General features: G+C 33.0%; 9 protein-coding genes. 2 read left to right on the forward strand and 7 right to left on the reverse strand.

Going from position 1 to position 12,252, the window contains the following annotated elements; translation table 11 throughout:
* Window positions 1-49: 49 nt before the first annotated feature.
* Entirely contained in the window at window positions 50-1,150 is a 1,101-nt protein-coding gene (locus BN1058_RS07775; protein WP_176694468.1) for a response regulator transcription factor, read from the reverse strand.
* Window positions 1,143-2,804 carry a sensor histidine kinase gene (locus BN1058_RS07780; RefSeq protein WP_090855249.1) on the reverse strand — a complete coding sequence of 554 codons (1,662 nt, stop codon included), beginning with the start codon at window positions 2,802-2,804 and terminating at the stop codon, window positions 1,143-1,145. Before BN1058_RS07780 ends, BN1058_RS07775 begins: the two co-directional genes overlap by 8 nt.
* Before the next feature lie 251 nt (window positions 2,805-3,055).
* On the opposite strand from BN1058_RS07780, the gene BN1058_RS07785 reads away from it, so the two are divergent.
* Window positions 3,056-3,628, forward strand: a complete 573-nt coding sequence (locus BN1058_RS07785) for a TetR/AcrR family transcriptional regulator (protein ID WP_090855252.1) — start codon at window positions 3,056-3,058, stop codon at window positions 3,626-3,628.
* Window positions 3,629-3,714: 86 nt separating this feature from the next.
* A complete protein-coding gene (locus tag BN1058_RS07790; protein ID WP_090855256.1) occupies window positions 3,715-4,569 on the forward strand; it encodes an SDR family oxidoreductase in 855 nt (284 codons plus the stop codon).
* Between the two features lie 42 nt (window positions 4,570-4,611).
* On the opposite strand, the gene BN1058_RS07795 is transcribed toward BN1058_RS07790, so the two are convergent.
* The 5 genes from BN1058_RS07795 to BN1058_RS07815 form a co-directional block, all read right to left on the reverse strand.
* The gene (locus BN1058_RS07795; RefSeq protein ID WP_090855259.1) at window positions 4,612-5,934 is read right to left on the reverse strand and encodes a sensor domain-containing diguanylate cyclase; all 1,323 of its coding nucleotides are present in this window, start codon (window positions 5,932-5,934) and stop codon (window positions 4,612-4,614) included.
* 259 nt (window positions 5,935-6,193) lie between these two features.
* Window positions 6,194-7,315, reverse strand: a complete 1,122-nt coding sequence (locus BN1058_RS07800) for a DHHW family protein (RefSeq protein WP_090855261.1) — start codon at window positions 7,313-7,315, stop codon at window positions 6,194-6,196.
* Between the two features lie 21 nt (window positions 7,316-7,336).
* Window positions 7,337-8,728: an MBOAT family O-acyltransferase gene (locus BN1058_RS07805; RefSeq protein WP_090855265.1), complete on the reverse strand. Its 1,392-nt coding sequence runs from the start codon at window positions 8,726-8,728 to the stop codon at window positions 7,337-7,339.
* Window positions 8,729-8,754: 26 nt separating this feature from the next.
* A complete protein-coding gene (locus BN1058_RS07810; protein ID WP_090855268.1) occupies window positions 8,755-9,294 on the reverse strand; it encodes a DUF4358 domain-containing protein in 540 nt (179 codons plus the stop codon).
* A gap of 249 nt (window positions 9,295-9,543) precedes the next feature.
* Window positions 9,544-12,093, reverse strand: a complete 2,550-nt coding sequence (locus BN1058_RS07815; protein WP_090855271.1) for an NPCBM/NEW2 domain-containing protein — start codon at window positions 12,091-12,093, stop codon at window positions 9,544-9,546.
* Window positions 12,094-12,252 lie beyond the last annotated feature (159 nt).

Below are 12,252 nucleotides of genomic sequence, written 5' to 3' on the forward strand. Positions count from 1 at the left end.
CAATGTACGAATTAAGGATTATCCCCCCAAAAAACACTGATGCTACTTTTTACCTGTCTTTTTCAATTTTCTTGTATGCTACTGGCGTATATCCAGTATACTTTTTAAACACCTTTGAGAAATATTCTACATTTTTATAACCTAATTGATGAGCTATCTCATAGTTTTTTAAATGATCATTTACTAAAAGTTGCTTTGCCTTTTCTATTTTTGTTAACATGATATAGTTTTTTACCGTTATACCTGTTTGTTTCTTAAATAAATCTCCAATATAGTTTTTTGTAAGGAATAGCTCCTGTGCAATACTGTCCATACTAATTTCTTTATCCATATTTTTTAGCACATAATTACAAACTTGTTTTACAATTGGACTGGAATTAGATTGAAAAATAAGGTGATTAATGATCGAAACACAGTGATCTATTCTGTTTATTAATTTTTCTTTCATCATCTCAATCGTATCGCAATCCGTTAAGCTTATGCTGACATAAGATTCAACATTTAAAAATTGACCTAACCAACCATAAGTTGCTATTAACTCTGTAAAAAGATCATTATAAAACTTTTCTAATAAAAGTGCTGTTTTCATCTTATCATTGTCCAAAGCTGTAAACGTGTCTTCAACTGTACATTTCATCAAATCTAATGCTTCTTCACTTCCGTCTTTAATTAATTTAATCATTGAATGGAATTGTGTAGTAGGATAGAATAAAGTTGCTTGTTCTGTTAATTTATTCTCTAAATTTACAATGTGCGTTTGTACTTGCCTTTTCTCTTCAATCTTACTTCTAGCTTTTTTTAACAGTTTTTTTAATCCTTCCTCACTTACGGGCTTTACTAGATAATCAAATATACCAAATTCAATTGCCTGCTTTGCAAAATGAAACTCACTATGTTCACTCAGAAATACAATACATGTAGCCAAATCTTTTTGTTGCACCTCTTTTAATAGTTCAACACCATTTATTCGAGGCATTCCTATGTCGGTTATAAGTAAATCAACCGAATTTTGTTGTAGTTTCTCTAGGGCATCTTGTCCATCTTCAGCTTCAGCTACAATACTAAAATTGGAATGTTCTCCCCATAAAGGGAGCCTTTTTATTTGTCGTCTTACAATTTCCATATCATCTACAATCATTACCTTAAGCATTGTTGTCACCCTCTTTATGCACATCTTTGTTGAAAGGTATTGTGAAATATAGGATTGCCCCTTGATCTTGAACTCCCTCTATCCAAACTCTCCCTCCATGTTTTTGAATAACTTTTCTGATCGTAGCAAGTCCGATACCTGTTCCTTCAAAATCCTCTGTTCGGTGTAATCGTTGAAATACATGGAAAAGCTTATCAGCATATTTCATATTAAATCCGACACCATTATCTTTAATAAAAAAGATATATTCTCTACAGGTTTTCTTACAACCTGCTGTAATTTGAATGATTTCTTTATTTCTTGAAAATTTAATTGCATTGGAGATTCCATTTGAAATCGCTTGTTTAAAAAGCACTTTATCTACATAAATAGTTGGTAATTCACCTTCAAATGCTAATTGCATCGTTAATGTTGGGTTTGCAATTTCATGCTCATAAAAAACAGATTCCACCACGTTTTTTACAAATACCGGTTCTTTTTTCAACTTAGCCTTTGATGTCACAGCGTAATCCAATAGTCTGTCAATTAAATGAATCATATTATTACTAATATCTTTAACATTTCCTATCATTTCATTTGCATCATTATTCAGAGCATCGGCATAATCTTCTTGTATGATTGTACTATAGCCTTCAATTGCTCTAAGCGGAGATTTAAGGTCGTGAGAGATGGTATACGCAAATCCCTCTAACTCACAAACCGCATTTTCTAATTCAGCAGTTCTCTTAGCAATCCGTTGTTCTAAGCTCTCATTTAACGATTCAATTTCTTCCACCGCATTTTCTAGCTGTTTTTCTCTAATTTTCAAATCATCTTGTACTTCAAGCATTCTTTGTACGTAACGAACGGTAATTCCACCCATTATAAAAAATAAGATCGTAGTCAACAAAAAAGTAATTTTTGTCTTTTCATTTGGATGCAACAACCAATATAGTATGTGGTGTTGATCAATAATATAGTTGTGAATTGTAAGAATAACAAGCGCAAAACTTAATCCGAAAAATACAATGGTTATCATAATTTTAGTATTATGTTTTGTAGCATTTGTTGTTTTAAGCCTGAAAATTTTTCTTATAAATGGTAATAAAAGTAGTGCATCACATAGAGCAAGGAAAATGGACTCTACAATGATTCCTTTTATTGCAAACAGTAATAGCAATTCACTATCAATGCTTGTTATAATGTCTGCATTCCAAAAAGGCGGTTGGATATTATTTAAGCGAATCAGTAGTGGAAAAATGAAAACATATATTAGCATACGGATTATAATGTAAATAAACTGTAGAAAATAAATATTAAAATAAATGCTTTTACTTTTCTCCCTATTTTCGGAACCATATCCATGAATAATGATCCATAAACACAACGAAATAGCCGGGACCAAAGATGCCCAACCATTATAGCTTCCTAGAATGAATGGATATACTATTACTAAACCCAAGGTAATGCTTATTATACCGTATTTTATCCCCCACGCCAGAGATACCAATAGCGGTAAAATAAGACTCCATGTAAAGTTAACCGAAAAACCATTAAAATCAAAACTACTTGAGACAAATATGCCTAAAAAACCAATAAACCCCATCATTAATGAAACAATTGTTTTATATAAACTTATATTTTTAAACGGAGAAAAAGATATATTTGAAATCATTGAACGCTCTCCTAGAAGTTATTATTCATTGCAGCTATGGGACAGGGGGTCAGACTCCTTGTCCCACCAGTTAATCTAATTATCATTTTATCGTCATACAAGATAGTAAATCAAGGTGATTGAGTTATATAGCTTAAATAAGGTAGATAATGATACTTTTCGTGCTTGTTTAAGCTTATCCGAATTGTAATAAAATAAAGACTAATATATAATATATAGACTAGTCGGTTTATTAATAGGGAGAGATAGTAATGAAAGAAAAAGAAAACGCTAAAGATAAATTAATAAAAACTGCTTCTAAACTTTTTCAATTACAAGGGTATCATGGGACAGGCTTAAATCAAATTTTAAAAGAAAGTGGTGCGCCCAAAGGATCATTATATTATCACTTTCCAGGTGGTAAAGAGCAACTTGCATTAGAATCGGTGCAATTCACTGCTCAATCTATTATCAAACAAATAAACGAAGGCTTAAATCAATCAACTGATCCAATCCAAGCAATTCAAGGCTTTATCAACGATTTGGCAGAACGCTTTACTAAAGAGAGTGCGGAAGAAGGAATTCCAATTGCAGCTATTGCACTAGAAACGTCTCTTTCAAGTGAAACATTAAGAAAAGCTTGTCAAACAGCTTACGGAAGTTATCAAGATATTTTCAGTCAAAAATTGATTGATGCAGGTTTTAAAGTTGAGAAAGCTAGAGAACTAGGTGTTTTTTTGAATGCATTAATAGAAGGCTCTTTCCTTCTATCCTTTACTACAGGAACCAATCAACCATTACAAATAGCTGCGGAACAAATTCCAACTATTTTAAAAGGGAGTTAAGATTTTAAAAATGTATTTTATGTAGACTGGTCTAATAAATCTTGCTGTGCATTTTCACAAAAATAAGAACGGAAAGAAGGATGATTATGAAAGTACTAGTGACAGGTGCTTCCGGAAATGTCGGCCAATATGTTACGAAAGCATTAATAGAAAAAGGGGATCAAGTTGTTGTAGCAGGAACCAACCTTCAGAAATTAGCAGGTATGTTTAACGATAAAGTTGATTTTGCTTTACTTGATTTCACAAACATAGATACCTTTAACAATGCACTTAAAAACGTTGACCGCGTATTTTTAATGAGACCACCCCATCTTGGAAAACCAGAAGATATGTATCCTTTTATTGATGCCATGAAAGATCATGATATACAATTGGTATCATTCTTATCTTTGATGGGAATTGAGTCTAATCCCATTCCACCTCACTATAAAATTGAAAAATATATTGAAGCATCAGGAATTCCATTTGCACATGTACGTCCTGGTTTTTTTATGCAAAATTTATCAGGCATTCATTCAGTAGAAATAAAAAATAAAAATGAGGTATTTGTTCCTGCTGGAAATAGCAAAACAAGCTTTATAGATGCTAAAGACATTGGTTTAGCGATAGCAACCATCTTAAATAATCCAAAAACTCACAAAAATACAGCGCATACAATAACAGGGGGACAGGCTTTAAACTATCATCAAATTGCAACAATACTAAGTAAAATAACAGAAAGACAAATTGTGTACAATAAACCGGGGTTTTTGAAATATAGAAAGCATTATATTAAAAACAGAGGGCTTCCTAAAGCATATGTAAACGTGACAATTGCGTTGTATTTTATGACAAGAATTGGTACGGCTAGAAAAGTGACAGATGATTTTGTTACATTAACAGGAAAAAAAACTAGAACTTTTGAAGAATTTGCAATCGAGCACTTACACTGTTTTAAGTAAATAAATGGGACATAGGGTCAGACCCTTTGTCCCATTTGTCTATCACGTGCTTTCGTAAAATTGATATCCTCCTTTTCCCTTTTTCTTGATTTTGTACATTGTAAAATCTGCATTACGGAATAATGTACCACTATCATTCCCATCATTAGGAAAAATAGCAATTCCAATAGAAGAATCAATGTTACATTTTAAGTTATCTATATACATAACTTCTTGTATGTTCTTGTGCATTTTTTCTACCATTTTATCCAAAACATTTAGGTCTCTTATGTTTTGAATAATTACCATAAACTCATCTCCACCCATTCTTGCTACAACATCAGATCCTTTAATATTTTCTAAAAGGCGTTTAGCAACAGTAATTAAAACTTTATCACCAACTGCGTGTCCATAATTATCATTAATAGCTTTATAGCCGTCTAAATCTAAAAATAGCATAGCAAACATTTCTTTGTTCTGTTCACTTTCTTTAATTATTTCTTCAAGTTTCTCAAAAAATAAACTTCTATTAGGAATTTCGGTGAGTTTATCATAATTTGCACGATACTTTAATTCTAACTCCAGCTTTTTTTGCTCTGTTACATCAGTTGATGAACCAACGATGTAAGAAGTTCTATTGTCTTCTAGAATAGGAGTTAATGTTGTTGACCAAATACGATTCCCCCCTGGCAAATCTAATTCTTCTTCATAAGTGATACATGTTTTTGTTTCTACACATTTTTGATAATTATCTGATACAACATTCCCTATCTCCCTACCAAGTACTTCATGTGGGGACTTATTCATAAATTCTTGTAAAGATATTTGTGTTTTATGTTGATGTGCAAGATTGTTGCGAATATATCGAAATTTATTATCGCCTGAGACTTTTATGAGAAACATAGCATCCTGTGTGCCATTAAATACTTTCTCATATTCTTCTGACAATCTTGTAATTTCTTTTTCTGCTTTTTTCAAATCAGTAATATCTGTATGTGCTCCTAACATGCGTATCGGCTGTCCATTTTCATCTCTTATCGCCATACCTCGGCATCTTATCCACACAGTAGAATTATTTTTGTGTTTATACCTTACAATTTGATCAAAAGGATGTGTCCGATTCGCAAAATGTTTTTCAAAGTTATCCATTGCCAACTTCAAATCTTCTTGAAAAATAATATCTTGCCACTCGCTTGCAAGGTGTTCCTTTTCTTTTGGATCATACCCCAATGTTTCCCAAAATTTCGAACTCATCCATTCATGTTCGGGGTTTTCTAAATCCCAATACCAAATTCCATCTAGCGAACCTGATTGAATAAAGTCAAATATGCTTGTGTCATGATTAATCAAATTATATAACTCTTTTTTTAAATAATTCTCACTCATAACTAGTACTCCTTTATAAAAATGCATGATAACATTTCATGTTTTTCATATAGAAACAGGATAAATATTTTACCATTCTAGTTTACTATCAATAAAATATATCTTCTAGTTTTTTGTCAAAATAAATCGTAATTTAAATGTAATTATTTTAGTATTAAACGCATTATTTACCTGAGAATGATCTGTTTAAAAAGCGCTCATACATACACAATAGTAGAATAAAAAAATGGGACAGTGGCTCTGACCCCATGTCCCATTTTTAACTATTTAACCAAATTATGTGCGTGTCTTCGGCAAAATTTTTTGTATTGTAAAGAATAATTGTTTCATTTATTTCATGTTGTGCAAGATACATATCTAGGCTCTGTCTAAAATACCGTAAATCAATTACATGAATTTCACGGTAATGATTAGCTAAAAACGGTATAAATGCATGCGCATAGGAGTCTTTGACTACTGCTATTCGCTCATTATTATTTGCAGTTGTCTCAATCGTTGTCAATGCTTGGTTTCCTCCAATAAAAAAGTTATAAGCATTACCACTGTTCAATTTTTCCCAATCATATAGACCATCGTATACTTCACCTGTATCATGTATTTTTCGTTGATATTTAATAGGAAAGTTTGGAAAAAACACTTCCATCCGATCAGATCTAATTACATTTGATACCACTTTCCGATAAAACGAACCATAAAATTCATTTGTTGCAACTTCTAACTTAAAGTCATCCAATTTATAAGCATCTAATTCAGCAGTTTTAGCAAAAGATTGGTATGCATAATACGCTCCACGCATTGTCCAATGGTGATCTGTGCGAAAGTAGAGCTTCTCTTCTCGATTCTCCTTAAGTAAAGGATACATATTAATTAGTTGTGCATCAGAATTCAGATTTGTATTAACGTTAGAATACCAATCTTCTAATGGATAACTAGGAGCAAATGCTGGCAACTTATCTGGATAAATACTTACCGACGTAGGAGCTAGCATAACGTATGTTGTTCTGTCTTGATTATTGGCGAATTTATTAAGATAATGTATATTTTTTTCAAATTGATCGCCTGGCTCCTTAAGAGGATCAAATAAATAACCTTTGTCTCCGAATACAATACCATTGACCTCTTTTTTTAATAACAAACGATCACTATGTCCTTTCAGATTCAACCATGTTGTTTTGGCTAAAAATTGATCTTGTATATACGTTTCTATCTCGTCAACAAATACACCTGAGAATAAACGTTCCCATGAAAATGACGGCCATGTCTGTAATGAACGATTCTCTAATTTAGAAAACGTCTGATCCTCCTTTAGAAGCGTTCCTATTCCGAAAATAAACAAAAACAGAATAAAACTAAGGATAACAAAACGCTGATAAAAGCGCATAAACACTACTCCTTATTTTTACTAGAATCTAAAATAGATGAATGGATTAAATGCATCATTAACTAAATATGCTGTCGATAAAAGCATGAGTAAGGAATAATACAAAAAAGATACACTACTCCTTAAATAAAGTGGCCATCTTTGGAACCACGTTATTCTTACAGGTAAAGACGCGATTAAACATAAAAAAAGAACAACACCGTAGTTACTTACTTGGTACATAAACATCGTATCTATCCACTGATCAACCTTTATACCAGCCATTATCTGCAAATAAGCCATTATTTCATGTACGTCTACGATTGCAAAAAATACCCAACCAATTAAGATAAATACAATGAAATAAACATGTTTAAAGATAGAGGGTATTCTTTGAAACCAAGCTCCCTTCTCAAGATAAATAAGCAATGCAAAATAAAGTCCCCAAATGACAAAATTCCAACTAGCGCCATGCCATAATCCGGTTATGCCCCATACAATAAGCAAATTGCGAATCCAGCGTACATGCCCATTCCGATTCCCGCCCAATGGAATGTATACATAATCACGAAACCATGATCCTAATGTCATATGCCATCTCCGCCAAAATTCACTCATGCTTTTTGAAATAAATGGATAATGAAAGTTCTCAGGAAAATCAAAACCAAACATCTTCCCTAAACCAATTGCCATATCCGAATAACCACTAAAGTCAAAATAAATATGAAAAGCGAAAGCAACCATACCTAACCAAGCCATAGCAACAGATAATTGCTCAATTGGTTGTTGATTAACATTTTCCCATAATAAGCTAATATTATTGGCTAGTAATACTTTCTTAGCTAAACCAATAATAAAAAACTTAATACCACTTACAAACTGTGAACGTGTAAAAGGACGTTGAGATAGTTGTTTTTCAATATGTGTGTATCTTACAATCGGTCCAGCAATTAACTGCGGAAACAAGCTAACATATGTAGCAACATCAATAGGATTATTTTTTGCTGTTGTTTTCCCTTGATAAATGCTGATACAATACGACATCGTTTGAAATGTGTAAAAGGAAATCCCTATCGGTAAAGGAAGTTCTAATAGAGAGAAGGAGCTTCCAAATAGTGCGTTTATATTTTCAATCAAAAAGTCGACATATTTAAAAAATGAAAGTAACGTAACATTTATTATGATAGAGCTGATTAAGAAGCTTTTCGCTCTACGTTGATTAAAATTGCGATATGTAGCAATTTTTTGACCATGCCAATAATCACTTAAAGCGGAAAATAGTAATAGTATAATATAAACTGGTTCTCCCCACGCATAAAAAAATAAACTAACCAATAGCAGGACAACATTGCGTAACTTAGAAGGAGAACTGTAATAAATGAGTAACGCTATAGGTAAAAAGAAAAATAAAAAAGCTAAACTACTAAAAACCATTTACTCACTTCCATTTTGATCAACGCTTAATTTGTATGCTCGCTAAAGACATTAACAATAGTTTCTGGGTCTTCATAAGTCACATATAATAAATATTTTCCATTTGTTTCTATCACATTATTTTTTACTTTTTCATATTGATCTGGTAAATATTGTTCCCATGTTTGTACTTGTGCTTCTAGCGCTTTTTCTAAACTTTCTTGCAATACGGAAACACTCTCTTCGTCTTTTGCTTCCAAAAGAATGATTTGATCCGCATTAACATTCATCATCGCTTGTATAACATAACCTGCTTCTAGCTTGCTTTTATCCAATTCCATAGTTTCAAGTGTCATTCCTACCATTGGATCATCACTTTCTCCAGTTAAATCTGCTTCTATATAATTTTGCAGTTTACCATCTACCATCGAACCTTCGCCTAAATCATTTGCAATCTCTTCTTTAATATCAAGCAACAGTGCGCTTACATCTACCTCTGCCTCATCAACCTTTTCACTTTGATTACTACAACCAATCAACCCCCATACAGATAGAATACTTACTAGAAATAACATTATCTTTCTCATAATTAAGCCTCCAATTTATTTTATTCACATGTTTAGTCGATTCATAAAGACTAAAGGTTACATAATAAATGGACTAGTTCTTAGTATTATTTAAGATATTGTGGAAAATCAATAATCTAGCACAATTTCTTCTAGTGTATTAGTATTACAATTAACTAAGAATTTATACAATAGCGTCTATCCTCCATTAAAAATAAAAGACGATTGAAAAAATGGGACAGAGGGTCTGACCCCATGTCCCACTTCCTTTTAATTATATCTTCTTCTAACAAAGAGTGTTGTACCTAAGCCAACAATTAGTAAAAGTATGCCCGCAATGATCCAATTGTACATTGATGTTGCTGTATTTGGAAGTTCTCCGTTGGTATCATCTGTAGCATCATTGTCTTGATGCTCCTCATTTTCTGAAGCATTGTCTTCTGAATCATTTTCTGTTAAATCATCATCAGCTTTTTTCAATCCATTCATTGCTGCTTGTAATGAATTTAAAGAAGCAACCAATTCCTCTTCTGTTTCAATTTGATCTAAATCCGAATTAGCTTTTACTATTGCTGTCTGCAATGCTTCATACGAACCTTTTGTATAGGTGCCATCTTCATTGGAGACAGCGTTTGCTTTTTCGAGCAATTTTTCTAATTCTGTTGTATCTAATACTGGATCTGGTTCAGTTACTTCTTCTAAATTATCAATAGCACGTTGTAATGCTGCTTTTGCATCTGTTAGGTCAGCTTCTGTTTCAATTGTTTCCAATGCTTCTCTGGCATCAGCAATCGCTGTTTGTAATGCATTGTAAGTGTCCTCTGTGTATGTGCCGTCATCATTAGAGATGGTTGCTGCCTCTTCTAGTAACGTTTCCAAGGATGATAGATCGATTTTTGGTTCTGCAATTAACTTTGCATCAGCCCAAATTGCCCGATCCCACCAATTATTATCTCCACCATCTGTAACAACAAGCTTAAGTTCATTAACACCTTCTACATCAACCACTACATCTTTTGTATTCGTATCTTCACCTTCCATTAGTCCACTATCAAACTGTTTAACACCATCAGTCCATACTTCAAAAGTAATCGTGCCATTTCCAGGGTCTTCTCCCTTATAGTCGTCATTACCGACTATGGCTTTAAACGTTTGATATTTATCTTGAAGATCATAGACAATTTCTGAATTTGAATTTACCCATATTCCTTTTTCATATACAATGCCATTCAAACTTAGATCATAATCACCAAAGCCTTTATCTAAGGTTACTTGGCCCCATCCACTTGTTGCACTTTCCCAAGGTAGATCACTTAAGTAATAAGTATATGGCTCACCATAAATATCGATCTCAAGCTTTTGATTCCAGTTATTAGAAAACTTAATTGTTAAATCATTTTTTCCATCTGGTAGGCTAATGACATATTCACCTTTTAGTATTACTTGGTTATCCTCAACTAAATAATCTTCTCCCTCAACAAGTTGCTGATCACCATTTAATATGGAAACAAATTCATTACCATCACTCTTAAGATCAATAGTAACATCAGCTACTTCACTTCTACTATAAGAGATTTTTTCCTCAAATGGTGCATCTCCTTTGACTTTAAGCATAACAATACCGTGTGCTGGAACTGTAGCAGTGTATGAGTCGGAAAATTCCCCTTTATCTTCATGTTCCCATATATCTCTTACAGAAACGTTTCCTTCCAACCCAATATCATCCCAGTTTACAGTTATTTCAGCCTCTGTATTCGAACGATTAAATAAGGCAACGGCACCACTAGTATAGTTTTCAATCGGTTTTAACCATACTTCTTTTTCACCATTTTTTACTATTCTTTCGCCTTGGATACCTAAAGGATCCTGGTTTACTGCGATCACTTCTTCATTCGTTAAGATAGACAATGTTTCTTCTGACATCTCTCTAAGATCATTGCCCAAAAGTAGAGGTGATGCCATAATAGACCACATACTAAAATGTGATTTATCTTCTTCATAACTCATGCCGTTTCCAACTTGCAGCATATCCATATGATTATAATGCCCAGGTCCTGCATATTCTGCCAGACCAGCATTAAGATCAATAATATGAGTAATTGAACCGAAATTTGGCCTGATATCACCAGAAATTCTCCAGTGAGAAGCAACATCTGTTACCCATTCACCAGGAAATGTCCAATTACACACTTCATATACAACATCCTTGCCTGTAGCTTCTATATTTTCCTTAATACTAGTGTATTCTGTCTGTGGATCGAGATCCATCAGTTCAGCTCCACACCAGTCAACCTTAACAAAATCATAGCCCCAGTCATTAATAAATGTATTAAAATCTAGTTGTCTATAACCATATGATCCCCCACCTTCAGGAAAATAAGGATCATTATCATATATGGGAGCACATCTAGTTATTCCTGCATCTGTATAAATCCCAGCTTTTAAGCCTTTTGAATGAATATAATCGGCTAAGCTTTTCATACCACTTGGAAATTTTTCATTGGCATAGAGTACATCATTTTCATCACGCCCACCAAAATAACCATCGTCAACGTTGACGTACTCATAACCAGCATCTTTAAGTCCACTACTCTCCATAATATCTGCCATTTCTTTTATCAAATCTTCATTAATATCGATATGAAAGGCATTCCAACTAGACCAACCCATCGTTGGTGTGCGATCCGCTGGATAATTCTTATCATTGGTGTTTGTTGAAGTATCAACAGTCTCTGCTGCATGAAGATTTACGTTGGTTAAATAATTAGGTACTAATAACATAAACATTGTAACCAGTAAAAATATTCTCCGTAAATTCAAAATACACCACTCCTTATTTTTATACACGTACTAATGACCTATAAAACTCTGTCCGCTTCGCATAATTAATAGAAACCAACTCACCTCCACCCAAACAAATTTAGTTAATATAAACAAATTATACCTTATTTTAATAAAATGTAAACGTTATCATTATGA

Origin of the sequence: Paraliobacillus sp. PM-2 (assembly GCF_001368815.1) — a bacterium.
GTDB lineage: Bacteria > Bacillota > Bacilli > Bacillales > Amphibacillaceae > Paraliobacillus.

What these genes read in the sequence shown, in the direction of transcription:
- BN1058_RS07775 (WP_176694468.1), bottom strand. Translation starts at nt 1,150, where the DNA reads ATGCTTAAGGTAATGATTGTAGATGATATGGAAATTGTAAGACGACAA.
- BN1058_RS07780 (WP_090855249.1), bottom strand. Translation starts at nt 2,804, where the DNA reads ATGATTTCAAATATATCTTTTTCTCCGTTTAAAAATATAAGTTTATAT.
- BN1058_RS07785 (WP_090855252.1), top strand. Translation starts at nt 3,056, where the DNA reads ATGAAAGAAAAAGAAAACGCTAAAGATAAATTAATAAAAACTGCTTCT.
- BN1058_RS07790 (WP_090855256.1), top strand. Translation starts at nt 3,715, where the DNA reads ATGAAAGTACTAGTGACAGGTGCTTCCGGAAATGTCGGCCAATATGTT.
- BN1058_RS07795 (WP_090855259.1), bottom strand. Translation starts at nt 5,934, where the DNA reads ATGAGTGAGAATTATTTAAAAAAAGAGTTATATAATTTGATTAATCAT.
- BN1058_RS07800 (WP_090855261.1), bottom strand. Translation starts at nt 7,315, where the DNA reads ATGCGCTTTTATCAGCGTTTTGTTATCCTTAGTTTTATTCTGTTTTTG.
- BN1058_RS07805 (WP_090855265.1), bottom strand. Translation starts at nt 8,728, where the DNA reads ATGGTTTTTAGTAGTTTAGCTTTTTTATTTTTCTTTTTACCTATAGCG.
- BN1058_RS07810 (WP_090855268.1), bottom strand. Translation starts at nt 9,294, where the DNA reads ATGAGAAAGATAATGTTATTTCTAGTAAGTATTCTATCTGTATGGGGG.